Source organism: Marinobacter sp. ES-1 (genome assembly GCF_000475255.1).
GTDB classification, from domain to species: domain Bacteria; phylum Pseudomonadota; class Gammaproteobacteria; order Pseudomonadales; family Oleiphilaceae; genus Marinobacter; species Marinobacter vinifirmus.
This window is the reverse complement of record NZ_AXBV01000013.1, coordinates 31,675-56,861: the sequence shown is the minus strand read 5'-3', so window position 1 is coordinate 56,861 and position 25,187 is coordinate 31,675. Positions and strand designations below refer to the sequence as shown.

The window sequence follows — 25,187 nt, the reverse complement described above, 5'->3', positions numbered from 1 at the left end:
GATGGCTTATCTGTCTAAAGAGCAGCTTTTGTCGATGGGCTTCAAGGCTCTAGGTGAGAGCGTAAAAGTCAGTGACAAGGCGAGTATTTATAATCCTGATCAGATTGAGCTAGGTGATTTCTCAAGGATTGATGATTTTTGCGTGATATCGGGCCGCGTGGCTATTGGAAAGTATGTTCATATTGCGCCCTTTTGTTTGGTCGCGGGGGGCGAAAAGGGCATCTTTATGGACGACTTTTCCGGGCTGGCGTACGGAGTTCAGGTGTTTTCACAATCGGATGACTATTCCGGTCGAACGCTAACGAACCCTACCGTCAGTGACAAATTCAAGTGTGAGCGTAAAGCCGCGATTCGAATTGGCAGGCACGTGATTATTGGTGCAAGTTCGATGGTATTTCCAGGTGTAGATTTGGCTGAAGGGTGCTCCGTCGGTGCGATGACTCTAGTGAACAGAAGCACCCAACCCTGGGGTATCTATGCAGGCAACCCCGCCCGAAGAATCAAAGATCGCAAGCAGGATCTTCTAGAACTCGAAGCGCAATTTTTGAAAGAGCAGCAAAAATGATCCCGTTTAACAAACCGCCTGTTACGGGTGCTGAAGAGCAATATATCAAACAGGCGCTGGAGAGTAACAAACTCTCCGGCGATGGCCCTTTCGGCAAAAAATGCCAGAACTGGTTTGAAGCCAACCTTCCAGCCAAGAAAACACTGCTGACTCCTTCCTGCACTGCTGCACTCGAGCTGGCTGCCATCTTGATCGACATACAGCCCGGCGATGAGGTCATCATGCCGAGCTACACCTTCGTAAGCACGGCAAATGCCTTCGTACTCCGGGGCGCAAAGATCGTTTTCGTGGATATCCGGCCCGATACCATGAATATCGATGAACGCCTGATCGAGGCAGCAATCACTCCCAAAACCCGAGCCATCGTGCCTGTGCACTACGCTGGTGTTGCCTGCGAGATGGACTCCATCATGGCCATTGCAGGGCGCCATAACCTTTACGTGGTTGAAGATGCAGCTCAAGGCATGATCAGCAGCTACAAAGCGCGTGCGCTGGGAACCATCGGCCATCTGGGAGCTTTCAGCTTCCATGAAACCAAGAACTATACCAGTGGCGGTGAAGGTGGTCTGCTGATCATCAATGATGAGCGTTTCGCAGAGCGTGCGGAGGTCATTCGGGAGAAAGGCACCAACCGGAGCCAGTTCTTCCGGGGTATGGTAGACAAGTACCAGTGGGTGGATATTGGCAGTAGTTATTTGCCGAGCGAATTGCAGGCCGCATACCTGTGGGCTCAGTTGGAGCATGCAACCGAAATCAATGAATCACGCCTGAACGCCTGGCAATATTACTGGCAACACCTGCAGCCGCATGCGGAACAGGGGCGCATTGAACTTGCAACCATTCCAGGCGCCTGCGCTCAAAACGCCCATATGTTTTACCTCAAAACCTCCGGGCTGGAAGAGCGTACCGCGTTGCTGGAGCATTTGAAACGCCGGGATATTCTTGCAGTATTTCACTATGTGCCGTTACATACCGCCAAAGCCGGTGCTGCATTCGGGCGATTCCACGGCGAAGATCGCTTCACTACCGCCGAAAGCGAGCGGTTGGTGAGATTGCCAATGTTTTTTGGCATTTCGGAACAAGAGCTAAAACAGGTTGTCGAGGCGGTTATTTCTTTCTATGAGTAAGAATTTGATGGACTTGGACGGGAAACACGTATTTTTTATCAGCGATCGCGACCGCTTTTTTTACCTCTTTGGCGACGCATTGATCGCCAGGCTCGGTTTGCCAGCTGAATGCATTGTTTCAGTTGTATTCAAGAGTGGCATGAAGCCAGTCAGTTCGCCCAGATTAATCGACGTCGCCTACGTGAATTATGAAGATGTAGGAATTGAAAGTTTATCTAAGGCCAAAAGCTTGACGTTCATGTCTTTGAACGAATGGAACTCTCCAATTGTTAAGCGATTAATTGACGCTCATGACGAATTTCTTGAGAAAATTCACATTTTCATCACCGATGATGAGGTCGACCGCTGGAAAATTAATCATGCTGCTAATGGGCAGTTATTAGAAGACCCGAGTTTACATATTTCATCTGATTGTATTTCTGTGCTTAAGCGGGTTAGGTATTTTATAGCCCCGAAGCCCTACTTTCACGATAAAATACGTGAGGTTTCGAACAGGCGTGATATTGAGTTTATAGATGCCAGTATCGTTTTTGATGTGCTACCTCACGAATATTCAGAAATGATGCGTCGAGTATTTTGTGAGAACTTTGAGTATGGAGTCGGGAACCATCGCGTCCTTGTGGGCACCAAGGGATATTCTTGGAAGGATTTATTTAAGTTTCTAAAGAATCCTGTTTTCCAAAAATATGCGCCAAATACCGATTTTTTTTGTTTCATTAGCCCGAGTCGAAGGCTTATTGTCGAAGCGTTCGGACTATACAGAAAGATTATTGGTCGCGATTTTTTTAATATTACCTACTTAGCTCCAATGTCGCCTCAGATGTATAATTCAATGTTAGCTTCATGCACCCACCTTATCCTTCAGGATCGTGGTGGGGCGAGTACTGCCAGACTTTTTGCCAAGTGGGGCCGAGGCCGAATTGCAGTACGTAGGAATTCTCCAAATCATACCTTTTTAGAAAAATGCTATGGCGTTGACCTATACGTTTTTGATCATGAGAAAGACATAGATGCCAATTTTTTTAACGGAAGTGGCTTTGATCCTATCGAAAGTGCAAAAAATGTGTGTGCTGAGGAACTGAGGTCTCTATCTGTCCTTGCATCGCTGTATTCTTAATTGATTCACTACTACTTTAGCCCTCGCTGTCTCTGATATCCAGGTAAAGCATGACTTCAATCCTAACCCTCATCGGCCGAGAAAAAGAACTCTTCTCCAACGACATTACCAACCACGAAAGCCAACTAGCCGAAATCGTCAGCTCCTCCCGCTTTCTCGTCCTGGGCGGAGCCGGCTCCATAGGCCAGGCCGTCACCAAAGAAATCTTCAAGCGCAACCCCGCCAAACTCCACGTAGTAGACATCAGTGAAAACAACTTAGTGGAACTAGTGCGCGATATCCGCAGCAGCTTCGGTTACATCCCGGGCGATTTCCGCACCTTCGCACTGGACATCGGTTCGCTCGAGTACGATGCATTCTTTAAGGCGGACGGCGGCTACGATTACATTCTGAACCTCTCCGCCCTAAAGCACGTGCGCAGCGAAAAAGATCCATACACCCTCATGCGCATGGTGGATGTAAACGTTTTCAATACCGACAAAACGCTGCGGCAGGCGATTGATGCTGGCGCCAAAAAATACTTCTGTGTGTCCACCGACAAGGCGGCCAACCCGGTCAACATGATGGGCGCGTCCAAGCGCATCATGGAAATGTTCCTGATGCGCAGAAGCCTGCAGATGGACATTTCCACCGCCCGCTTTGCCAACGTAGCGTTTTCTGATGGTTCCCTGCTGCATGGTTTTAACCAGCGCCTGGAAAAACGCCAGCCGATTGTTGCGCCGAACGATGTTCGTCGTTATTTCGTTACTCCGAAAGAGTCCGGTGAGCTGTGCCTGATGTCTTGCATCTTTGGCGACAATCGGGACATCTTCTTCCCGAAGCTCAGCGAACAGCTTCACCTGATTTCGTTTGCCGATATCGCCGTGAAGTACCTGGAGGCAAAGGGCTTTGAGGCGGTGCTGTGCAGTGATGAAGACGAGGCCCGGGAACTGGCGAAAACCCTCCCGGAGCAAGGCAAGTGGCCATGCCTGTTCACCTCCAGCGATACCACCGGTGAGAAAGACTTTGAAGAGTTTTTCACCGATCAGGAAACACTGGATATGGAGCGCTTCGAGAATCTTGGCATCATCAAGAACGAAGCCGATTTTGATGAGCAATTGCTAGCGGAGTTCGAAGATCGAATTGCCGCGATGAAGCAAGACCTGGACTGGACCAAGCAGGACCTGGTGGACCTGTTCTACCGCATGATTCCGGATTTCGGGCACAAAGAAACCGGCAAATATCTCGACAGCAAAATGTGAGGCAGCTTTGAGCGACCAACTGATCCGGTTTGTCAGAGACTATTTCGGAACCAACGAGTTTATCCCGCTTCACGCCCCGGTATTTCCCGGCCGTGAGAAGGAATACGTGGCTGACACCATCGAGTCTACCTTTGTCTCCAGCGTTGGCGCCTATGTGGACCGGTTCGAGCAGGATATGGCCGGTTACACTGGCTCGCCCAAGGCGGTCGCCACGGTCAACGGAACGGCCGCCCTGCACATTGCGTTGAAGCTTGCGGGCGTAGAGGCGGGTGATTTGGTCATTACCCAGCCGCTTACCTTTGTGGCCACCTGTAATGCTATCGCCTACTGCAATGCTGAACCGGTGTTTATCGATGTAGACCGTGACACTCTGGGGCTGTCCGCCAAGGCGCTCGAAGCCTGGCTGGACGAGCATACAAAGCTGGACTCCGAAGGCGTTTGCCGCACCCGCGCAGATAACAAGGTGGTTCGGGCCTGTGTGCCCATGCACACCTTCGGCCATCCTGCGGACCTGGATGGGCTGGTGTCGGTCACCCGCCGCTGGAATATTGCGTTGGTAGAAGACGCGGCCGAATCTCTGGGTAGCTATTACAAGGGTAAGCACACCGGTACCTTTGGCGCGCTGGGCACGCTCAGCTTTAATGGCAATAAAATCATGACCACCGGTGGCGGCGGGATGATCCTGGCCGGCGAGGCGTTGGCCACTCGCGCCAAACACCTGACCACCACCGCCAAGAAGCCGCACCCCTTCGAGTACATACACGACGAGCTGGGGTATAACTACCGGTTACCCAACCTGAATGCTGCACTGGGGTGCGCCCAGTTGGAGCAGCTGGAAACTTTCATCGAGGCCAAGCGGGCCTTAGCTGCCGCTTACGAAGGGTTCTTCTCAGGCACAGACCTGGAGTTCGTGAAGGAGCCTGCAGACTGCCGCTCGAATTACTGGTTAAGCGCGGTAATCTGTGAGGACAAAGCCCACAGAGACGAGCTGCTTGAATCCACCAACCAGCAAGGGGTCATGACCCGGCCCATCTGGGCGTTGATGAACCATCTGGCCATGTATCAGAGTTGTCGCCGTGGTGATCTGAGTAATTCGGAGTGGCTGGAAGCGCGGGTGGTGAATTTGCCGAGTAGTGTGGTTATCAGAAACTCTAGCGCAGTCGTTTAGAACAAGGAGCAATAGTGATGAGCCTAGTTCCAATCACCGATCCTAATCTCCGAGAATCTTTGCTGGGATCTTGCTATACAGCCTGTAAGTTGATGGATGATGAGTCCGTAAGGGGGTTCGCAGAAATCTCGGGCGACACTAACCCCATTCACCTTGATGATGATTACGCATCTGAGTCGCGATATAAGAAGAGGATTGCGCATGGCTTACTTTCCGCTTCCTTGTTCTCCGGTATTTTTGGTACTCAGTTTCCTGGGGCCGGTTGTGTGTATGCAGAGCAATCATTAGTTTTCAAAAGGCCTGTCTACATTGGAGATGAGGTGGTCGCGACAGCGGAGCTCGTTTCGATTGATGACTCCGGCCAGTCGCTAGAGTTTGACACTCGCTGTGAAGTCAAAGGACGGCGAGTGCTCGAGGGTAGGGCGAAAGTGTTTATCCCAAAACAAAGATAAAGGGTTTTTTATGAGGACGGTTATAGTTAAAGACAAATCTGAGTTGCTTCGCTATAAAAAAGAAATTCTTGATTTGTTTCGTGAGTCATATGGAAAAGACCTGCCTAGTGATTTGTGGGATTGGGCGTATATTAATAATCCTTTTGGGAATCCTTACGCTGCATTAGCATTTGATGATGGACTTGTTGCACACTACGCCGTCATTCCATATCCATTGATGAATAAGTCGGGCGCTAAGCAAAAATCCTTTCTTTCTATGACAACCATGGTCGCGAAAACTCATAGGAAATATGGGCTTTTCACTAAGTTGGCAACCTTAACTTATGATGAGCTGAAAAAAGATGGTGCAGATTTCGTCATGGGTTTTCCAAACCAGATGTCTGCTCCGGGGTTCAAAAAGCGGCTGGATTGGGAAGTTCTCCAGCCAGATATTGTTGTTTCCGTTAATCGCGAAGAGTTAGAAGAGATAAGCAACCTTCATAGCTTAAATGAAATTGAAAAATCGTCTAAATTAGTCGTAAATCTTTCACACACTGAGATTCGTGAGTGGCGGTTAGCAAAGCCGGGAGTAACTTATTCATGGTTAGACAGTCTTGCCTATAAGTCGTACAACGAAGAGATTGATGTGATGTACTACGAGTCTGCTGCTGATCTCAGGCGGCTCCCGGCTGCTTCTTCCTACAACCTTCTTCTACCAGCAAATATTATCAGCGATATAGGCACCGTTTCTTTTGAGTATATGTTCGGTGGTCTTGGCCTAAACAAAGAATTCGACCCTAATAGTGTCCTCAGACAGATGTGTCTTTCCGATGTGTTCTGAAAAGTTGAAGATCTTTGCGTTCACCTCAATTAGGTCTGAGTATGACCTGATGAGTGCTCTGTATAAGAAGCTCGAGCAAGATAGTAGTGTGGACTTTCAGTTAGTAGTGTCAGGCGCTCACTTGGTTCCGGCGCTGGGAGGCTCTGTTTCAGAGATAGAGAACGATGGATTTAGGGTCACCTATCGGATAGAGACCTTACTTGCTGCTGACAGTCAGGCTTCCAGGGTTAAGTCAGCCGCTATACTTCAGTCAGCGGCTGTCGACATCTTAAGCAATGAAGCTCCGGATCTTGTAATGTTCGCCGGAGATCGGGAAGATGTGCTCATCTACGCATCTGTTTGCGCCTTTTTGAATATCCCCTCGATTCACTTTTTTGGTGGTGATCACGCAAAAGATGGTCATGTCGATAATCCAGTTCGCCATGCCACCTCAAAGCTCGCTTCGCTCCACTTTGTTAGTACCGAGGAACACAAAAGACGACTGTTGGCAATTGGTGAACCTGACAGTCGGATCTTTGTTATTGGGAGCGTTGCGCTTGATAAATTTATCAGCGAACCTGTTGTGCCTAAAAGTGAAGTACTAAAGCGTGTAAAAATCGATTCTGGCGCTGGGAATGGAAAAATTGCGGTTCTTATATTCCATCCAGTAGATTCTGAGCGGGAGCGAGCCGGCGCCTATGTCCATAACATGGTCAGCGTGCTGAATAGCCTTGGGTATCATGTGTGTGCAAGCATGCCTAATAGTGACCCGGGCAACCGTGCTATTCGAGAGGCGTTAATAAAGCTAAAGGGTTCAGCGAGCCTTACGGTTTACGAAAACCTGTCAAGGTCACTGTTTATCAATTTGCTGCGGTCATCAGACCTAATGATAGGTAATTCGTCGGCCGGTCTTCTTGAGGCTCCCTCTATTCCTTTGCCGGCTGTGAATGTTGGAGAGAGGCAGAAAGGCCGTCTTGCCTCAAATAACGTAGTTTTTTGTGGTGGCTCGATAAGGGCTATAAACGACGCAGTCTTGCGTACGGAATCGGAAGATTTCCTTTCACAACTTCGCCGTAGCTCTAACCCTTATGGAGACGGGCGCAGTGTTAACCGTGCTTACCGGCTGATCAAAGAGCTTCATTTTTCAAACTATGTCCGCAAGCCGGAGGATCCTCTTGAAAATTGAGTCTGTGTTTCCTGAAACGGTTCTAATAATTGCACCTCACCCAGACGACGAAACCCTTGGCTGTGGCGGTACGATCCTCAAATTAAAAGCTCGGGGTGTATCGGTTCACTGGCTTATTGTTACAACCATTGAAGGCGTTTCGGGCTTCCCTCAGGAACGAGTGCCAGTCCGTGCCCAGGAAATCGAATCCGTTCGGAAAGCCTACTGCTTTGATGGTGTGCACCATTGTTCTCTGCCCGCAGCCGCTTTGGATACTTTAGGGAAGGGCGAGCTCATAGGAGCTATCGGTGCTGTCATCAAAGGTGTAAGGCCGGATTGCATCTATATCCCCTACCGAAACGATGTCCACAGTGATCATGCAGCGGTATTTGACGCCGCAGTTTCCGCTGCAAAAACTTTTCGTTCGCCGTTTGTTAAGGCGATTTACGCTTATGAAACGCTATCGGAAACGGATTTTGGTCTGCGCCCAGACGATCCCGGATTTCGGCCCAATCTTTATGAAGATATCTCAGGGTATCTGGACCAAAAAATCTCCATAATGTCGCTGTTCGATGGCGAAATGGGGCAGTTTCCGTTTCCCCGTAGCGAGGACTGTCTTCGCGCATTGGCTACCTTGCGTGGGGCACAGGCTAATTGCCGTGCCGCCGAAGCTTTTATGATTCTTAAGGAAATACGCTAACCATGTCTGTTCTGATTATTGCTGAAGCGGGCGTAAACCATAATGGTGACAAGGAAAAAGCGTTTGCATTAATTGATGCAGCGGCCGCAGCGGGTGCTGATGCGGTGAAATTTCAAACGTACAACGCAGAACGCCTTGCCGCCATATCTGCGCCAAAAGCTGCTTATCAAAAGCAAACTACAGACTCTAGCGAATCCCAGTTTGAAATGCTCAAAAAGCTCGAGCTACCGGAGAGCTGGCATTTTGAACTCAAGCAGTATGCAGAGAAGCAGGGTATTACATTCATATCGACAGCCTTTGATCTGCAAAGCCTGACGTTTCTTGAAGGGCTTGATCTCCCCTTTTACAAAATTCCATCCGGTGAAATTACGAACGCGCCTCTTTTGCGGGCGTTTGCCAGAACAGGTAAGGACGTAATCCTGTCTACGGGTATGGCAACACTTGGGGAAGTTGAGCAAGCGCTTGCGATACTTTCTTGGGGTTATCTACGTGGTGAAGAACCTGAGTCACTATCTGAAATCTGGCAAAACTGGTCTGGCGGAGATTCCGAGAGAGTTATCAGGGAGAAGGTTTCGTTGCTCCACTGTACGTCTCAATATCCAACTCCAATGGCCGAGGTAAACCTGACGGCGATGGATACCCTAGGTTCTGCTTTTGGTTTATCTGTTGGTTATTCAGATCATACAGAGGGACTTTTAATCCCGGTCGCGGCAGTGTCTCGAGGCGCGGCCATTATAGAAAAACATTTCACACTTGACCGAGCTTTGCCTGGTCCGGATCACAGGGCCTCGCTTGAGCCGGGCGAACTGAAAGAAATGGTGAGCCAGATTCGGGCGGTTGAACTCGCTCTGGGTGACGGCCGGAAGAAGCCTCAGCCAAGTGAGTGGGATACCCGCGCCGCTGCGAGGCAACAGATTATTGCGACCGAAAATATCATGACCGGTGATCTGCTTACCGTCGATAATATCGGAACTGCGAGAGCGGGCTCGGGCGCTTCTCCTCTGTATTATTGGGATTTGGTCGGCTCAGTAGCTAGTCGAGATTACTCAAAAGGTGAACCTGTTGAGCGCTAATTCGGCCTCGGAGGCGGCCCGTGACGTCATCCTGTTAGGCGCTGGTGGACACGCGAAAGTTTTGCTGGATGCGCTGGGGCTGGCAGGCGTTCAGGTGAAGGGTGTTGTTGATCCTGTTCTTGCCGGAACAGGTACGCTTTGGCGCGGTATCCCTGTCATTGGGGATGACGGTGATCTTCTCAAGGTAAATCCCGATCAGGTAATTCTCGTAAATGGGACGGGCAGCCTTCCCTCCAGCTCACTGAGGCATCGACTATTCAACCGTTTCACGGAAGCCGGGTTTCAGTTTATGAATGTCATTCACCCTTCAGCGTTGATTGGTGCGGGTGTAGAACTGGGTGAGGGGGTGCAGGTAATGGCAGGAGCCATTATTCAGGCCGACACCGCTATCGGGAGCAATAGCATTATCAATACCGGTGCGCTGGTAGATCACGATTGTGTAATAGGGCCGGATGTTCATCTTGCTCCTGGAGTGGTTGTTTCTGGTGGAGTAACAATTGGAGAGGGTGCTCATGTTGGTACTGGATCATCGATTATCCAAGGAATATCTATCGGAGCAGGTGCCGTTGTGGGAGCTGGCACAGTTGTGGTGAAGGATGTTCGAGAACGCCATAAATTGCTGGGCCAAGCTCCCAGGCCATTAATCAAGTTGGATTCGGAGTAATTAATGAAGCCCTGGCGTAAAGCCCTCGTAAACAGCGACGCTACCTTGGAACAGGCCATTGAAGTTCTGGATAAGGCCGCACTTCGGATCGCCCTGGTGGTCGATGCCAGCGACACGTTGCTGGGTACCCTGACCGACGGTGACGTGCGCAGAGCGCTCCTGAAACACTTACCGCTGGAAACGCCGGTTAACCAGGTGATGAACGCCCAGCCCAAGACAGCGGAGCAGTCCTGGACGGAAAGCCGCATTTTGGCGGTGATGGAGCAGCACGAATTACTGCAGCTCCCCTTGGTTGATGCTGAAAAGCGCGTTGTAGGGCTGGCGAACCTGCACGACATTCTGAACAAACACCGTCACGACAACCCTGTCTTCCTGATGGCGGGCGGTTTCGGCACACGTCTGAGGCCGCTGACCAACAACTGTCCTAAGCCCATGCTGAAAGTGGGTGACAAGCCCATCCTTGAGCAAATCCTGTTGAACTTTGTTGAGGCCGGCTTCCACCGTTTCTACATCTCAACCCACTATATGCCGGAAGTGATCCGCGATTACTTCGGAAATGGTGAGAAGTGGGGCATAAGCATTCAGTACGTACATGAAGAAGAGCCCCTGGGAACCGGCGGCGCGCTGGGTCTGCTGCCTCATGACGAGATCGATCAGCCTTTGTTTATGATGAACGGCGACCTGCTGACCTCGCTGAACCTGCACAGTTTTCTGGAGTTCCATGAAACTCACAATGGTGTCGCCACTATGTGTGTGCGGGAATATGAGCATCAAGTGCCTTACGGCGTCATCACCAGCGAAGGCACCCAGATTAAATCGATGGTCGAGAAGCCCGTTCACCGGTTCTTTGTCAACGCAGGAATCTACCTGCTGGACCCTGTGCTGGTAAAAAGTGTGGAACCTGGTACCCGGATTGACATGCCAACGTTGCTGGAAGGGCAGATTGACGGCGGTAATGCCGTGAATATGTTCCCGATTCATGAGTACTGGCTGGATATCGGGCGGATGGACGATTTTCACAAGGCGCAAACGGAAGTGCAGGATCGGTTAAATGGGTGATACAGGCGATATTCTGGTTGTTATTCCCGCCCGGGGCGGCAGCAAGCGCTTACCCCGCAAAAACGTACTGCCACTGGCCGGCAAACCGCTGATCTGCTGGACTATTGAAGCGGCGCTGGAAGCGAAGCTGAATGCACGGATTATGGTGACCAGTGATGACGAGGAAATCCTGGCCATCGCCCGGCAATATGGAAGCCAGGGCGTAACTGCCTATAAGCGGCCTGATGAACTAGCTACCGATACCGCTTCAACCGCTGATGTGTTGATTGATGCGATAAAAGCCGAGCAGGCAGCAGGCCATGATCCGAAAACTTTAGTACTCTTGCAGCCGACGTCGCCGCTTCGCAATGCCGAGGATATTCGGGGGGCATTGGATGTTTATCGGGAAGGTAGGTGTGAAAATACGGTTGTAACGGTTTGTGAGGTAGATCATCCGACCGCCTGGGTTGGGACGATTGCTGAGGGGGCGAGGCTTGAGGGAATTGATCTTAGCGGGAAGCGTTCTCAGGATTATCAGAAGGAGTATCGGCTGAACGGGGCGGTTTATGTGGCTCGGGTTGATTGGTTGGTGAGTTCAGGGGTGGTTTTTACGGAGCGTTTGTGTGCTTCGGTGATGCAGAGAGAACACTCAGTTGACGTAGATGAGTTGCTGGATTTAAGGGTCTGCGAAGCTGCTTTATCTAATCAAAAATAACTTGATGTTTGAGTGTGTTTAATGGGCAAGTCGCCGAATCTCTTGATTGTACGGACTCCATTTCAGGCTTGGTTTTGTCTTCAATTGATCGATCATCTGGACATAGCTAACTACGACCTCCTGTATATTACCCATAACAATTCAGAAGAAGATAAATCCTATTTTAGTCGTTTATCCAGCAGTGCCACGATCTCTGACTATGCTTACCTTCCACCAGAGCGATTTGATCTCTTTACGCACCTAAAGCTTCGGTTAAGGTTGCGTTCATGGTTCCGTGATTGTGGTTATAAGAATGTATATGTTGCTAGTATAAATTCGCTCGTAATAAATGCACTTGTCTGTAGGCTTTCGTTTGCTAAACTTTACACATTTGATGACGGTGCGGCTAATTTAGTTAGAGGTGGCCCCTATTATGCTGATCCTGCTACAAATAGAATGAAGCTTTACAGGAGCCTTTTTAGAGGTTTGGCGGTTGAAAAGATTAGAAAGAGAATAGCACGGCATTACTCATTGTATGAAGGGTTTGGAAATATAGTCGATGATAACAGGATGACGTATTTGCGGGGGTGGCGGAACGAGTTTGAGCTAGTTCGTGATATAGGATTTTTAAGAAAACGCACGAAAAGATACTTCATTGGAGCGCCATTTGAGGAAGTAATGTCTAGCCGAGAGATTGAAAAGATGATCGATTTCATGCTGGTTGTGGGCATCGATGGTTATATTAAACACCCGAGGGAGAAAAAAGAGCTACCGATAGGTGGCCTAATAATTGATAAGGGCGGCAGGATAGCTGAGGAGGTTATACTTGAAGACTCGGCAGGGTGCGAGGTGGAATTGTATGGTTTTTTGAGCAGTGTAATGATCAACTTGCGGGGTGTTTCCGGAAAACGGGTGGTTTTCCTTCCTGGTCATCATAGATTAACGGGGGTTGGTGAGCTTGCTAGAGAGTCAGGCTGTCAAGAGGTCTATTTAAACTGACTTGAATTTCATTCTATAAAAACCTAGTGAGACTCTGAATAAGTCCCAAGATCAGCGATAATATGGCCATCTTCAACCGTATAGGATCGTTGCCTCCATGGATCAGATCACCTTCTCCGAAGCTGAGTACCAGACCAAGAAGCGCAAGACGCGTCGCGAGATCTTTCTGGAACGGATGGACAGACTGATTCCTTGGAAGCAGCTGGAGAAGAAGGTAGCCCGGTATTACCCCAAGGGCCAGAACGGACGGCCTCCGTATCCCCGGTCTGCCATGCTGCGCGTCCATTGCATGCAGTTGTTCGATAACCTCAGTGATCCCGCCATGCAAGACGCCCTGTACGAGATCGAATCCATGCGCCAGTTTGCTGGTCTGAAGCTGGATCACCTGCCGGACGAAACCACGATTCTCAAGTTCCGCCATTTTCTGGAGCAGCATGGCTTTGGAAAGGCGCTGTTCAAGGAAGTGATCAAGCACCTGGAGAAAAATGGCCTGATGCTGCGCGAGGGCAGCATTGTTGATGCCACCATAATCTCGGCACCCAGCTCCACCAAGAACAGTACCGGCAAGCGTGATCCGGAGAGGCACCAGACTAGAAAGGGCAACGAATGGCACTTTGGTATGAGGATGCACATTGGTGTCGATGACACGCTGGGTCTGATTCATAGCATCGATACCACCGCTGCCAACGTTCACGACATCGTGCCCACCGACAAACTGCTGCATGGTAAAGAGCAACGAGTTTTAGGCGATGCCGGTTACCTTGGCATTCAAAAGCGGGACGAGCATAAGCACCGCGAAAACGTCTCCTGATTCATTGCCAAATGACCTGGCACCCGACAAGCTTAAAGCAGAGAAAATCAAAGCCAGCGTACGTGCCATAGTGGAGCATCCCTTCCGCTACATCAAGCAGGTCTTCGGTTACAGTAAAGTCCGCTATCGCGGCTTGGCCAAGAACAACAATCGGCTGCATTTGCTGGCCGCGTTCAGCAGCCTGCTTATTGGTGAAAAATATCTGCTGGCGTAGGGCTAGTCTGTCCGTTTTCCGCCAAAACGGCGGGAAACGGGCAAACAACACACAAACAACTGGAGGTTGGTGTCTGAACTCTCGGTTTTTTGCCGGCTTATGCCGATGCTGGTGAAAATTGGCGGTTATTCAGACCTTCCCTAGAGAACTGGTGGTGAATAATTTTTGTATAAAGGTTGGGTTATGAGCAATATGTTCTTCTCCGTTGTTATCCCTCTTTTTAATAAAGAGAAGTATATAGAACGTGCTATTGCAAGTGTTTTGAAGCAGGAGTTTAATAACTTTGAATTAATTGTAGTTGATGATGGCTCAAAAGATGGGAGTGTGGCAAGGGTTGAGTCTTTTAATGATCCGAGGCTGAGGCTTGTGAGGCAGAGTAATCAAGGAGAGGGTCCTGCCAGAAACTCTGGTGTGAAAGAGGCATGCGGCAAGTGGGTGGCTTTTTTGGATGCAGATGATATGTGGATGCCCTCCCACCTATCTTGCTTAAAAAAAGCCATTGATGCCTTTGAAGGCGTTGGGATGGTTAGTTCTGGCTCAATTGAGGTTGAAAATGATATTGTTCCTGAAATGTTGGGAGGCCTTAGTCAGCGAGCGCCACGTCTGGTTAATTATTTTTCTGAGGCATCTAAGACCATCGGGGTAATAAATAGTTCTTCGGTCGCTGTGCGGAGGGATGTGTTTGCAAGGGTAGGCGGTTTTGAAAATTACAAAATGGGGTGCGACTTAGAGTTTTGGGCTCGAGTTGCTTTGGAATATCCTGTCTCAATTATCGATGAGTTGACATCGGTATATTTTAGAGGCACTGGGGGCGTCATGGAGAGTCAAGACAATGAGCCCACGTTAGAATCTCGCCGTTTGCCCGCTTCTTTAGGAGAGATTAGCCCCTCGGTGTCAATGTTGTCCCAACGCCTGAATGATCTTCCTCTGGAAGGTGAATGTCGCGAGTCGGTTGTGGAGTACATTAATTCACGATTGGTCCAGGCTATGCGAGGAGCATTGTTTCAGGGTGATATTGCTAGAGTTAAAGCTTTACGGGCCCTTTGTCTTAGTCCTCTAGTTGGCGCTCAGCAGCGTGCCTGGTGCACCTTAGCTCGTTTGCCTACCTTTGTTTTGGTCGCAATGTCTCACGTTAGAGCTCTCTCCAAATGGATTTATCTGAGATTAAAGAGGTAGTAGTTTGTCAATCTGCATATATTCACCAAGTGAAAAGATTTGGGGCGGTGGTCAAATTTATATCGATAATTTGTGCCGCTACCTGAATCGCAACGGTATGGAGGGGGTTATTTCAACCTCTGAGCCTGATAGTTTTTCGTCTCCAACCATCCGAATGCCGTCAGTTTCAAGTAAAAGAGAGCGGCTCCTTAAAGCGCCATTGCTTGCCAAATCTCTCAAGAGACGAGGTGTTGAGGTTATCGTACTCAACGATCTTTCCTCCTTATGGCTTGCCCCCATCTTCCGGTTTTACGGATTAAAGGTAGTCTCTTTACTCCATCTTTACCTGCAGCGGAAAAATAAAGCCGGGCTTGGGCACGGGTGGCTGGAGTTCCATATGTTGCGGATGGCAAGCCGTTTCGCCCACCGAGTGTACAGTGTAAACAAAGACAACCAGGAGTCATTCCCGGTCTCGGTGGAGCATGGTCACCTCAATATACTATCGAGGAAACATGGGAAACATGGGAAACATGGGAAACATGGGAAACATGGAGCAGCTAGCGAGAGATCGCGGACAGACACAGAAACCTATACGTGAGCTTTCGGACGTATCGCCATCACTCGCAATGCTAGCGCAGTTCGCTGAGAAAGATCCGTCAATTCTACGGCGAGAGGATATTCGTCTTTATATTAACGGTCGATTGCGGAGTGGAATGCGTGGGAACATTCGGCAAAGTATGCCTTCACGTGCACGGGCTCTACGTCGATTGATGATAGAGCCAGTTGACAATCATGTAAGATTGCTCGGTTTAGCTTCCTGGTGTCCGATCGTGGTTCTCAAGTTCTTAAATTTTGGCTATGGTTTGCTGCGAACCTAAAATCGTTTCGTTTTATTAGTGTTGATATTAATTATCCTAACTTTGATTAAAGTGAGATTTTGGGGTTGAGAATGTTAAGGAAGTTTCAGGCCATTAGATCCTCGGTTAAATATATTGGATTATGGAAAACATTTTTCCGTTTCTTGCCTTCCCGTTTTATTTCTTCAAGTAATTATAAAGCCTATTGTAGGCGCTGTTATGTTGAGTCATGCTGCCATGAAATTATAAATGAAAGTTTAGATTTTGATTGGAGCGGTAAGGTAGTTAATCGAAATATATTTGTATTTTGGTTCCAAGGTTTCGATGCTGCACCTGAAACTGTAAGACAGACTTTTAATTCCTTGAAGTCCACCCATGGTGACAGTTTTGATGTAATATTTGTCGACAAATTTAATGTTGGCGATTTTTGTGAAGATAGTCAAGCCAATGTCGATATGGTAGAGTCTGGCTTGCTACACCCGGCTCATTTTAGTGATATTCTACGTTTCTCTTTAATATATAAGCATGGAGGAGTCTGGCTTGACGCTGGAATGTATTACTTAGATGATATTGGTGAAATGCTAAAAGGAAGGTTAAGAAGTTTACAGGTCCTGGATAGTCAGTCTAGTTCAGTGTATGTTTCAAAAGGTCGTTGGTCTGGTGCTGTCTGGGGCGGACTAAAGGGGGACCCCTTTTTTTTGAGTGTAACGAAATGTCTTAACTTATTACATGCGATTAGCGGTCCTTCCATAGAGTTCCTTATCATGGATGATGTTTTGGATTTAATTATATCAAGGTCAAATTCTATAGCGAGTCAATTAACTGACTCTCCATCCGTGCGTAATATATATAGCCTTCAGCGGTCTATAATTCAAAATTGTTGCTCAGGCCAAGTCGTAGCTCAAAATCCGATTGGTAAATTGACTCATAAATACGATGATCTTAATTCCGAATTTCTCTCATTGATAATGAAGTGATTATCTGGGCGTTGTTTAATTGTGTGGTATGAAATATTTTCAAAATCTATTTTGGCTTTTAAAGTATTTATATAGGGGAAAGGTAACGCTTTGACAGTTTGCATTTACTCTCCCAGTGAGAAAATCTGGGGCGGCGGACAGATTTATATCGATAATTTGTGCGGCTACCTGAATCGCAACGGTATGGAGGCGGTTATTTCAACCTCTGAGCCTGATAGTTTTTCATCTCCAACCATCCGAATGCCTTCCGTTTCAAGTAAAAGAGAGCGGCTCCTTAAAGCGCCATTGCTTGCCAAATCTCTCAAGACGAGAGGTGTTGAGGTTATTGTGCTCAACGATCTTTCCTCCTTGTGGCTGGCCCCCATCTTTCGTTTTTACGGACTAAAGGTAGTCTCTCTACTCCATCTTTACCTGCAGCGGAAAAATAAAGCCGGGCTTGGGCACGGGTGGCTGGAGTTCCATATGTTGCGGATGGCAAGCCGTTTCGCCCACCGAGTTTACAGTGTAAACAAAGACAACCAGGAGTCATTCCCGGTCTCGGTGGAGTTCGTGGGGAACTTTATCTCACCTTGGTTTTTTAGCGCGTCTGGTTCGGATGAGAAACAGTACGACGTGGGCCTGATTGCACGCTTGTCAGCTCAGAAAAATATTCCCCTTTTCGTAAAGCTCCTGGCGAGGTTGAACGACGTTTCCGAGCGGCCCATCACGGGGCTGATCGTGGGCAAGGGAGAGGAAGAAGCTCTGGTGCGCCATGAGGTCGAGCGCTTGGGCATGCAGGAGTTGATTGAGCTTCGTCCGTGGGTAGATAGGCAAGATTTGCCGAGCGTTTACGACCAACTCAGGTGTTTCGCTATTACCAGCCATCACGAAGGCTTTGCCACTACGTTGCTCGAGGCTCATGCCCGTGGAATACCTGCAATTACTACCCACAGCGCTGGCTACTGTGCCGAATTTGTAGAGGGAGTTGATCCAGTTACCGGTATAGCCTTTGACCCCCTTGATGTGGAGTCCGAGACGTTTGTTTATGATGTGATCGATCTGATCGAAAATAGTGGCTCATATCATGAAGCTTGCCGTCTTAAGGCAGAGCAATTTACCGAAGAGAGAGTGCTCGGGCATATCCAGGCTGGAATTGAGTCATTGATCGGACGGCGCTCTACTAAGGCTGGAGAATGAAAGTGCTACTCGTGATCACCAGTCTGGGCGTTGGCGGCGCCGAGCGATTGGTGACGTCTTTGGCGGATCGCTACGCTGCCATTGGTCATGAGGTAATGCTGGTTCGGTTTCATGGTGAGGCCGAATTGCGCCCTGGCGACCCGCGGGTGCGGCTCGAGAATCTGGACATGCGCCGCAGCCCAGTGGGTGTGCTGGTTGCAATGCGGCGATTGCGCCGATTGGTTCTTGAATTTCGACCAGATGTAGTAAATAGCCATTTGGTGCATGCCAATATCCTTACCCGGCTGTTGCGGCTCGTCACGCCCATTCCCAGTCTGGTATCCAGTGCCCACAATACCAACGAAGAAGGGCGCTTTCGAATGTTGGCCTATCGCTTAACAGATCGATTGGCGGATATATCGACGAATGTTTCTGAGGAAGCAGTTCAAGCATTTGAGAGCCAAAGAGCTCTTTTGCCGGGTCGAATGTATGCCATACACAATGGCATTGATACAGAGGATTTTGTCTTTGATCAGAACGCACGGGATCGCATCCGGACGGAGCTTTCGTTAAGCGACTCTACCCCTCTGATTATTGCAGTCGGGCGTCTGTGGGAGCCAAAAGATTACCCCAGTTTGTTGATGGCTATGTCCGATTTGGCTTGCAGGTCTGTCAAATTCAGGTTGGCAATTATTGGCGATGGGCCGCTGCGAAGTGAGTTGAAAGAACTTGCCCACTCCTTGGGCATTGCTCACCAAGTGGACTTTTTGGGTGTTCGGCACGACGTTCCCGCACTGATGTCTGCTTGCGATGTGTTCGTCTTGTCCTCCGCCTGGGAAGGTTTCGGCTTGGTTGTGGCCGAGGCTATGGCCTGTGAGCGAGTTGTGGTGGCAACGGATAGCGGCGGTGTAAGAGAGGTGGTTGGAGAGGCCGGATATCTGGTGAAGCCGCGGGATAGCGAAGCGTTGTCCGGTGCGATAGGCCAGGCGCTGCGTTTGTCCGATGTCGAACGTAAATTAATGGGAGAGGCGGCCCGCGCAAGAGTTATCGAGAAGTTTTCACTGGCGGCAACAGCTGATCGGTATCTCGCCGTCTTTCGTGGTGAGACTCCACAAATGGCAGAAGGTTCGCGCTGATGTGCGGCATTGCAGGCTTTTGGGCTTTGGGGCGCCCGGATGAGTTGGTGGCGCGGCGCATGGCCGATGCCATTGTCCATCGCGGCCCCGATGACAGTGGTGTGTGGAGCGAGCCTGAAATGGGCCTGGCACTGGCACACCGGCGGTTGTCGATTCTCGATCTTTCTCCTGCCGGGCATCAGCCGATGGCATCGGAATGTGGTCGTTACGTCATTGTGTTTAATGGCGAAGTATACAACCACTTGGAGCTTCGAAAGCGGCTGCATTTGGCCTCGGGCGTTGATATCCCCTGGCGGGGCCATTCGGATACCGAAACGCTTTTATATGCCTTCCGTGAATGGGGCATTGAGAGTGTGCTTCGACTTGCCAGCGGTATGTTCGCCATTGCGGTGTGGGATCGGGAGGAGCAATGCTTGACGCTGGCCCGGGATCGGTTTGGTGAGAAGCCTCTCTATTACGGCTGGGTGGGTGGTGCCTTTGTATTTGCGTCTGAACTCAAAGCCTTGAAGCAATACCCCGGGTTCCGGGGTGAACTTGAATCTGGGGTGCTGGAGCGTTATCTGCGTTTCGGCTGTGTAGGTGGTGAGCAGAGTATTTTCAAAGGGGTGAGTAAGTTACTGCCCGGGTCACTTCTGAGGGTTTCTCTGGCAGACATGAAGGCGGGAAAGTGCCCTCAGCCTGCAACATGGTGGTCTGCCGTTGATGTCGCTCGTTCTGCTCGCCAGAGCGCCCCAGAATCGCGCGAGCAGGCGTTGAATAATGTTGAGGGGGCTCTAAGTGCCTCTGTTCAGCGCCAAATGGCGGCGGATGTACCGCTGGGTGCGTTTCTCTCAGGAGGTGTGGACAGTTCTCTGATAGTGGCCCTGATGCAGGGCCAGTCAACCCGGAAGATTCGAACGTTTTCGGTAGGGTTTGATGACCCGCGTTATGACGAGTCAGAACATGCAGCTGCCGTGGCTGCGCACCTTGGAACGGAACATACCACGTTGCGGGCAACCTCCCAGATGGCTCTGGATGTGATTCCGAAACTGCCCGATTTATACGACGAGCCGTTTGCAGATTCCTCTCAGATACCTACCTTTCTGATCTCCAGCCTCACACGGCAGCATGTCACGGTTGCGCTTAGTGGCGATGCAGGTGATGAGCTGTTTGGGGGGTACAACCGTTATGTATGGGTGCCCCGAGTCTGGGGTAAGCTTGCGCGTATGCCAAAACCCTTGCGACAAGCTCTGGCTCGTATGCTGAAGAGCGTAACCCCCAGTGGATATGATCGCTTAATGGGGGTGGGTAGCCGCATTCTACCTTCCCGTCTTCATATCCGAACTTTTGGTGAGAAGCTCTACAAACTGGCGGATGTGCTGGCTTGCACTTCTGACAGGGCACTTTATGGTGGCTTGGCCTCCATGAATCGCCACCCTGAAGACTTGCTGGAATCTGAATATTGTTCTGGTAAACCTGTAGAGCAGTTATATCCCGCGTTGGCCGGGTTTGATCAGGTGGAGTGGATGATGTTGATGGATACCCTCAACTTCATGGTGGACGATGTTCTGGTAAAGGTTGACCGTGCGAGCATGGCAAGCAGCCTTGAAGTTCGGGCTCCTTTTCTTGATCCGGATGTGTATGCTGCGGCCTGGCAATTGCCGCTGGATATGCGGGTTCGAAATGGCGAGGGCAAGTGGGCTTTGCGACAGATTCTTTACCGCCATGTGCCCCGTGAGCTGATCGAGCGACCCAAGATGGGCTTTGCCGTGCCGCTGGATGACTGGCTGCGTGGACCGTTGAGAGAGTGGGCAGAAGATCTTTTGAGTGCGTCTTCCCTTGCTATGGTACCTGCACTCAACCCCCGTGCGGTGCAGGCCATGTGGCGAAACCATTTGCAGGGTAAGGGCCATTTTGCACAGCAGCTATGGACGGTGCTGCAGTTGAGCGCTTGGGCAAAGCGGTGGCAACCATCTGTTGGTTAGGTCGCTGTCGATTGGCTTGGTTTTTGGTTTTCTTACCTTAGGAAATTCATGATTCCTTACTGGTTGTTTTTTCTTGTACCGGCGGGCGTTGTGCTGGCTAATCGTCGGTTGACCGAGAAGTCCAGGCTTTATTCCTGGGGTCTTGTTTGGTTTCTTTTCTCTCTGGCTATAGGTTTGCGTTATCAGGTTGGGGGGGATTGGTTCAACTATTTGAGACTGTTCGAGCAATACTCCGATAAGAGCTTTTGGCAGTTGATTTTTGGTGAAGATCCAGCCTATTACCTGCTGAGCTGGCTAGTGGCACAAGCCGGAGGTTCCATCCTTTGGGTGAACTCAGTTTGCGGGATGATTGTAATGGCTGGGGTGGTGCGCTTCGCCAAAGCCCAGCCGCTATCCTGGCTCGCATTATTGGTGGCAGTTCCGTACCTGATTATTGTTGTTGGCATGGGTTACACCCGGCAGTCGGCAGCCTTGGGGTTGCTTCTCATCGGGCTGGTATCACTCGGTAATGGTCAGATGCGATGGTTTGTTTTCTGGGTGATGCTCGGAGCAGCTTTCCATAAGTCAGCTGTTCTTATGTTGCCTGTTGCCGCTTTGGCTTCCACCACGAATCGCGGTTGGAGCTTGCTCTGGATTGGCCTGATGTCTCTGATTGGAGGGTATCTTTTTGTATTCGATTCTGCGGATGCGCTGTGGGCTAACTATGTTGAGGCCGATTACCAATCTCAGGGTGGATTGATCCGGGTCCTTATGAATGCGGTTCCCGCAATGTTGTTCTTCGTCTTCCGGCGATATTTGGGATTGACGGAAGCGGAGGATAAACTTTGGTTCTGGATGGCCTTGCTGTCTTTGGTCTGCATTCCCTTAGTTGTTTTGTCCTCTACAGCGACCGATAGGGTCGCGTTGTACCTCATTCCGATTCAGATGTTTGTCTTCGCCCGTTTACCGTTTGTGGTGACTGATCCACGGCATCGTGGCTTGGTTGCGCTTGGGGTAATTGGATATTACGGGCTTGTGCAGGCGGTTTGGTTGTTTTTTGCGACGCATGCTTATGCGTGGTTGCCATATCGGAATATTCTTTGGCTCTGAGTATTCAAGAGGCGAGTAGTCCATGTTTGTAGTCTCCAAGCTCGCCATAGTATTGATATCGCCTTTGGGGGCATCTCTATTCGGTGGCCTGTTGGCTGTAGTTGCAGCTCTTACGGGCCGCAGGCGATTTGCCGTCTGGCTCGGCGCTTTGGCGTTAGTGTGGCTGTGGTTTTGGTCTTTGCCTGTGGCCAGCAACTGGGTGCGCGGCTATCTGGAAGATCAACACCCACCCATGGCGGTTCATGAAGTGCCCCAGGCAGAGGCTATTGTGGTGTTGGGCGGCGGTGTGTCGCCTGCCGGCCATGGCGACCTGTATCCGAACCTTGAATCCGGTGCTGATCGGGTTTGGCATGCCGCCCGGTTGTTTCATGCTTCTAAGGCACCATTGGTGCTGCTGACCGGCGGCAGTGATCCTTCGCACAGTGCTGCGTCTGAAGCTGAAGCTATGGGCCTGTTTATGCGGGATCTGGGAGTTCCCGGCCAGGCCTTGGTTCTGGAAAATCGGAGCCGGAATACCAGCCAGAATGCAGAGTATTCGGCGGATATTCTGGCAGAGCAGGGCATTAACCGGATTCTTCTGGTTACGTCTGCCTATCACATGCCAAGGGCGAAGGGATTATTCGAGGCTCAGGGGCTTGAGGTTATTCCGGTAGCGACCGACCACGAAGTACTGTCCCGGCCTTTGTGGCGAAACCTGCTCCCTGAAACCAGTGCACTGGATGGGAGTAGCCGGGCGATCAAAGAGATTGTCGGGCGTTTGGTGGGGCGCTAACTATCTCTTCCGTATTTTTTGTGTCTTTTCGTGGTTTTCGTGGCCAATAAATTCTAAAAGGTTCTCTGATGCTGTCTGCTGATAATCGGCGCTACCCCCAACTTCTCGACCAACTCCCCAGCCAACCCAAAACCTGGCTAATCACCGGCGCAGCCGGCTTCATCGGCTCCAACCTTCTGGAGCACCTGCTGAAGCTGAACCAGCGCGTAGTAGGGCTGGACAACTTCGCCACCGGTTACCAGCGCAATCTGGACGAGGTTCGCAGCCTGGTGTCTGCAGAGCAGTGGGCGCGGTTTGATTTCATCGAGGGCGATATCCGCAACCTGGAAGATTGTGCCCGGGCCTGCGAGGGTGTGGATTACGTGCTGCACCAGGCCGCACTGGGTTCGGTGCCCCGGTCTTTGAATGATCCTGTCACCACCAATGCGGCCAATATTACCGGCTTCCTGAACATGCTGGTGGCGGCGCGGGATGCGGGGGTGAAGAGTTTCACTTATGCGGCGTCCAGCTCTACCTATGGCGATCACCCGGCCTTGCCGAAGGTGGAGGAGAACATTGGCAAGCCGTTGTCGCCTTATGCGGTCACCAAGTATGTGAATGAGCTGTATGCGGAGGTGTTCGCCCGCAGTTACGGCTTCAAGGCCATTGGCCTGCGTTACTTCAATGTGTTCGGCAAGCGCCAGGACCCGGATGGTGCCTACGCCGCAGTGATTCCAAAATGGACTGCCGCCATGGTGCGCGGTGAGGATGTGTTCATCAACGGAGATGGCGAGACCAGCCGGGATTTCTGCTTTATCGAGAATGCGGTGCAGGCCAACCTGCTGGCGGCCACGGCGGAGGATTCTGTCAAGAATGAGGTTTACAACGTGGCGGTGGGTGACCGCACCACGTTGAATGATCTGTTCGCCGCGCTGAAGAGTGCCCTGGCGGAGAACGGCGTAGTGTATGACAAAGAGCCGGTGTACCGGGATTTCCGGCCGGGGGATGTTCGGCATTCCCAGGCGGATATTGGTAAGGCGGCCAGTAAGCTTGGGTATGCGCCGGAGTTTCGGATTTTTGAGGGGATTGCCAGGGCCATGCCTTGGTATCTTGAGCATTGAGCGGGCAGGCGGGTGCGCTTTTGAAGCCGGTGGTTTTTCTTACATCTAATACCTCCTGGTATTTGTATAACTTTCGCGCGAGTACGATTCAGGCGTTGCGTGAGCAGGGTAACCGGGTGATTTGCCTGTCGCCGCCGGATGACTTCAGCCAGCGCCTGGTGGATGAGCTGGGGGCGGAGCACATTGCCTTGCCGCTGGATGGCAAGAGCACGGGTGCGGTGCAGGAGCTGCGGAGCCTGCGGTTTATCTGGGCGGTGATGCGCCGGTATCAGCCGGATTTTGTGTTCAACTTTACGGTGAAGATGAACATCTATTGCGGCCTGGTGTGCGCGCTGCAGAAGATTCCGTTCGCCAACAACATTTCCGGCCTGGGTACGGCGTTTATTCACGATTCCTGGCTGTTCCGGCGGGTGCGGCAGGTGTATGGCCTGGTAAACCGCCGGGCGCAGCGGTTGTTCTTTCAGAATGAGGAAGACCTGGAGGTGTTCCGGGGCAAGGGGATGCTGGGGGATACGCCCTACACCCTGTTGCCGGGCTCCGGCGTGGATTTGCAGCGGTTTCAGGCGTCGCCCCTGCCGGAGGGCGGGCCGTTCACCTTTATTATGATTGCCCGTTTGCTGGGGGATAAGGGCGTTCGGGAATATGCCGAGGCCTGCCGGCAGTTGAAAGCCGAAGGGCTGGATGTGCGCTGCCTGTTGGTGGGGCCGCTGGGGGTGAGTAACCGCACGGCGATTTCCGAAGAGGAGGTTCGCCAGTGGCAGGCCGAGGGCATTGTGGAATACCCGGGTGCCACAGACGACGTTCGCCCGCTGATTGAGCAGGCCCATGTGCTGGTGTTGCCCTCTTACCGCGAAGGCATGCCCCGCACCGTTCTGGAAGCCGGCGCCATGGGCCGCCCGGCTATAGTGACCGACGTACCCGGCTGCCGCCATGCCATAGAGCCGGAGGTGACCGGGTGGTTGTGTGAGGTGCGCAGTGCGGAGTCTTTGGCCGGGGTTATGCGGCGGGTTTTGGGGATGGATGCTGCTGAGGTGCAGAGGGCTGGGGAGGCGGCTCGGGGGAGGATGGAGGAGCGGTTTAGTGAGGATGTGGTGGTTGGGGCTTATTTGGGGTGTTTGTGATTTTCTTTGTTCGTGTTTTTTCGTGGATTTCGTG

General features: G+C 50.9%; 24 protein-coding genes and 1 pseudogene. All 25 read left to right on the top strand.

All coding sequences use genetic code 11. The features are described 5' to 3' along the window. Nucleotide 1: 1 nt before the first annotated feature. The 25 genes and pseudogenes from Q668_RS00835 to Q668_RS00730 all read left to right on the top strand — a co-directional run bounded on the left by Q668_RS00835 (nt 2) and on the right by Q668_RS00730 (nt 25,153). Nucleotides 2–565, top strand: a complete 564-nt coding sequence (locus tag Q668_RS00835) for an acyltransferase (protein ID WP_022987687.1) — start codon at nt 2–4, stop codon at nt 563–565. Continuing rightward, nucleotides 562–1,692, top strand: coding sequence for a dTDP-4-amino-4,6-dideoxygalactose transaminase (gene rffA / locus Q668_RS00830; protein ID WP_022987686.1), 1,131 nt, complete (start codon nt 562–564; stop codon nt 1,690–1,692). Before Q668_RS00835 ends, rffA begins: the two co-directional genes overlap by 4 nt. Next, a complete protein-coding gene (locus tag Q668_RS00825; RefSeq protein ID WP_022987685.1) occupies nt 1,685–2,809 on the top strand; it encodes a hypothetical protein in 1,125 nt (374 codons plus the stop codon). Before rffA ends, Q668_RS00825 begins: the two co-directional genes overlap by 8 nt. A gap of 50 nt (nt 2,810–2,859) precedes the next feature. Then, a complete protein-coding gene (locus Q668_RS00820) occupies nt 2,860–4,050 on the top strand; it encodes a UDP-N-acetylglucosamine 4,6-dehydratase (RefSeq protein ID WP_022987684.1) in 1,191 nt (396 codons plus the stop codon). A gap of 7 nt (nt 4,051–4,057) precedes the next feature. Further along, complete coding sequence (locus Q668_RS00815; RefSeq protein WP_022987683.1) at nt 4,058–5,218, top strand: LegC family aminotransferase; 1,161 nt, start codon at nt 4,058–4,060, stop codon at nt 5,216–5,218. Between the two features lie 17 nt (nt 5,219–5,235). Continuing rightward, a complete protein-coding gene (locus tag Q668_RS17700) occupies nt 5,236–5,670 on the top strand; it encodes a MaoC family dehydratase (protein WP_022987682.1) in 435 nt (144 codons plus the stop codon). Between the two features lie 10 nt (nt 5,671–5,680). Then, nucleotides 5,681–6,490, top strand: a complete 810-nt coding sequence (locus tag Q668_RS00805) for a GNAT family N-acetyltransferase (protein ID WP_022987681.1) — start codon at nt 5,681–5,683, stop codon at nt 6,488–6,490. Beyond that, complete coding sequence (neuC, locus tag Q668_RS00800; RefSeq protein WP_022987680.1) at nt 6,480–7,655, top strand: UDP-N-acetylglucosamine 2-epimerase; 1,176 nt, start codon at nt 6,480–6,482, stop codon at nt 7,653–7,655. Before Q668_RS00805 ends, neuC begins: the two co-directional genes overlap by 11 nt. Further along, on the top strand, nt 7,645–8,334 hold the full coding sequence (locus tag Q668_RS00795) for a PIG-L deacetylase family protein (protein WP_022987679.1): 690 nt from the start codon (nt 7,645–7,647) through the stop codon (nt 8,332–8,334). Before neuC ends, Q668_RS00795 begins: the two co-directional genes overlap by 11 nt. A 2-nt stretch (nt 8,335–8,336) precedes the next feature. Continuing rightward, on the top strand, nt 8,337–9,407 hold the full coding sequence (gene neuB / locus Q668_RS00790; protein ID WP_022987678.1) for an N-acetylneuraminate synthase: 1,071 nt from the start codon (nt 8,337–8,339) through the stop codon (nt 9,405–9,407). Next, nucleotides 9,397–10,071 carry an acetyltransferase gene (locus tag Q668_RS16695; RefSeq protein ID WP_081697529.1) on the top strand — a complete coding sequence of 225 codons (675 nt, stop codon included), beginning with the start codon at nt 9,397–9,399 and terminating at the stop codon, nt 10,069–10,071. Before neuB ends, Q668_RS16695 begins: the two co-directional genes overlap by 11 nt. 3 nt (nt 10,072–10,074) lie before the next feature. Further along, nucleotides 10,075–11,130, top strand: coding sequence for a nucleotidyltransferase family protein (locus Q668_RS00785; protein ID WP_022987676.1), 1,056 nt, complete (start codon nt 10,075–10,077; stop codon nt 11,128–11,130). Next, nucleotides 11,123–11,824 (top strand): cytidylyltransferase domain-containing protein, encoded by a 702-nt coding sequence (locus Q668_RS00780; RefSeq protein ID WP_022987675.1) that lies wholly within the window; start codon nt 11,123–11,125, stop codon nt 11,822–11,824. Before Q668_RS00785 ends, Q668_RS00780 begins: the two co-directional genes overlap by 8 nt. Nucleotides 11,825–11,908: 84 nt before the next feature. Continuing rightward, nucleotides 11,909–12,802, top strand: a complete 894-nt coding sequence (locus Q668_RS16690) for a glycosyltransferase family 52 (protein ID WP_161628518.1) — start codon at nt 11,909–11,911, stop codon at nt 12,800–12,802. Nucleotides 12,803–12,899: 97 nt separating this feature from the next. Next, nucleotides 12,900–13,827 (top strand): annotated as a pseudogene (locus Q668_RS00770) (IS5 family transposase). Between the two features lie 183 nt (nt 13,828–14,010). After that, nucleotides 14,011–15,003 carry a glycosyltransferase family 2 protein gene (locus Q668_RS16555; protein WP_022987671.1) on the top strand — a complete coding sequence of 331 codons (993 nt, stop codon included), beginning with the start codon at nt 14,011–14,013 and terminating at the stop codon, nt 15,001–15,003. A 4-nt stretch (nt 15,004–15,007) separates the two neighbouring features. Continuing rightward, nucleotides 15,008–15,580, top strand: a complete 573-nt coding sequence (locus Q668_RS17695; RefSeq protein WP_152521748.1) for a glycosyltransferase — start codon at nt 15,008–15,010, stop codon at nt 15,578–15,580. Nucleotides 15,581–15,931: 351 nt separating this feature from the next. Continuing rightward, the gene (locus Q668_RS16685; protein WP_081697527.1) at nt 15,932–16,816 is read left to right on the top strand and encodes a capsular polysaccharide synthesis protein; all 885 of its coding nucleotides are present in this window, start codon (nt 15,932–15,934) and stop codon (nt 16,814–16,816) included. 90 nt (nt 16,817–16,906) lie between these two features. Continuing rightward, the gene (locus Q668_RS00760) at nt 16,907–17,992 is read left to right on the top strand and encodes a glycosyltransferase (RefSeq protein WP_022987670.1); all 1,086 of its coding nucleotides are present in this window, start codon (nt 16,907–16,909) and stop codon (nt 17,990–17,992) included. Beyond that, complete coding sequence (locus Q668_RS00755) at nt 17,989–19,107, top strand: glycosyltransferase (RefSeq protein WP_036218747.1); 1,119 nt, start codon at nt 17,989–17,991, stop codon at nt 19,105–19,107. The genes Q668_RS00760 and Q668_RS00755 overlap by 4 nt, the downstream gene beginning before the upstream one ends. After that, nucleotides 19,107–21,071, top strand: coding sequence for an asparagine synthase (glutamine-hydrolyzing) (asnB, locus tag Q668_RS00750; protein WP_022987667.1), 1,965 nt, complete (start codon nt 19,107–19,109; stop codon nt 21,069–21,071). The genes Q668_RS00755 and asnB overlap by 1 nt, the downstream gene beginning before the upstream one ends. A gap of 48 nt (nt 21,072–21,119) precedes the next feature. After that, nucleotides 21,120–22,160, top strand: coding sequence for an EpsG family protein (locus Q668_RS00745; protein ID WP_022987666.1), 1,041 nt, complete (start codon nt 21,120–21,122; stop codon nt 22,158–22,160). A 184-nt stretch (nt 22,161–22,344) separates the two neighbouring features. Continuing rightward, nucleotides 22,345–22,932: a YdcF family protein gene (locus Q668_RS00740; RefSeq protein ID WP_227498244.1), complete on the top strand. Its 588-nt coding sequence runs from the start codon at nt 22,345–22,347 to the stop codon at nt 22,930–22,932. 68 nt (nt 22,933–23,000) lie between these two features. Then, nucleotides 23,001–24,032 (top strand): NAD-dependent epimerase/dehydratase family protein, encoded by a 1,032-nt coding sequence (locus Q668_RS00735; protein ID WP_022987664.1) that lies wholly within the window; start codon nt 23,001–23,003, stop codon nt 24,030–24,032. A gap of 29 nt (nt 24,033–24,061) precedes the next feature. Beyond that, complete coding sequence (locus tag Q668_RS00730) at nt 24,062–25,153, top strand: glycosyltransferase family 4 protein (RefSeq protein WP_227498247.1); 1,092 nt, start codon at nt 24,062–24,064, stop codon at nt 25,151–25,153. Nucleotides 25,154–25,187: the final 34 nt, after the last annotated feature.

Coding starts and splice junctions, on each gene's coding strand:
- Q668_RS00735 (WP_022987664.1), top strand. CDS start 23,001: ATGCTGTCTGCTGATAATCGGCGCTACCCCCAACTTCTCGACCAACTC.
- Q668_RS00835 (WP_022987687.1), top strand. CDS start 2: ATGGCTTATCTGTCTAAAGAGCAGCTTTTGTCGATGGGCTTCAAGGCT.
- neuB (WP_022987678.1), top strand. CDS start 8,337: ATGTCTGTTCTGATTATTGCTGAAGCGGGCGTAAACCATAATGGTGAC.
- Q668_RS00745 (WP_022987666.1), top strand. CDS start 21,120: ATGATTCCTTACTGGTTGTTTTTTCTTGTACCGGCGGGCGTTGTGCTG.
- Q668_RS00785 (WP_022987676.1), top strand. CDS start 10,075: ATGAAGCCCTGGCGTAAAGCCCTCGTAAACAGCGACGCTACCTTGGAA.
- Q668_RS00780 (WP_022987675.1), top strand. CDS start 11,123: ATGGGTGATACAGGCGATATTCTGGTTGTTATTCCCGCCCGGGGCGGC.
- Q668_RS16685 (WP_081697527.1), top strand. CDS start 15,932: ATGTTAAGGAAGTTTCAGGCCATTAGATCCTCGGTTAAATATATTGGA.
- Q668_RS17700 (WP_022987682.1), top strand. CDS start 5,236: ATGAGCCTAGTTCCAATCACCGATCCTAATCTCCGAGAATCTTTGCTG.
- Q668_RS16555 (WP_022987671.1), top strand. CDS start 14,011: ATGAGCAATATGTTCTTCTCCGTTGTTATCCCTCTTTTTAATAAAGAG.
- neuC (WP_022987680.1), top strand. CDS start 6,480: ATGTGTTCTGAAAAGTTGAAGATCTTTGCGTTCACCTCAATTAGGTCT.
- asnB (WP_022987667.1), top strand. CDS start 19,107: ATGTGCGGCATTGCAGGCTTTTGGGCTTTGGGGCGCCCGGATGAGTTG.
- Q668_RS00805 (WP_022987681.1), top strand. CDS start 5,681: ATGAGGACGGTTATAGTTAAAGACAAATCTGAGTTGCTTCGCTATAAA.
- Q668_RS00820 (WP_022987684.1), top strand. CDS start 2,860: ATGACTTCAATCCTAACCCTCATCGGCCGAGAAAAAGAACTCTTCTCC.
- Q668_RS00755 (WP_036218747.1), top strand. CDS start 17,989: ATGAAAGTGCTACTCGTGATCACCAGTCTGGGCGTTGGCGGCGCCGAG.
- rffA (WP_022987686.1), top strand. CDS start 562: ATGATCCCGTTTAACAAACCGCCTGTTACGGGTGCTGAAGAGCAATAT.
- Q668_RS00825 (WP_022987685.1), top strand. CDS start 1,685: ATGAGTAAGAATTTGATGGACTTGGACGGGAAACACGTATTTTTTATC.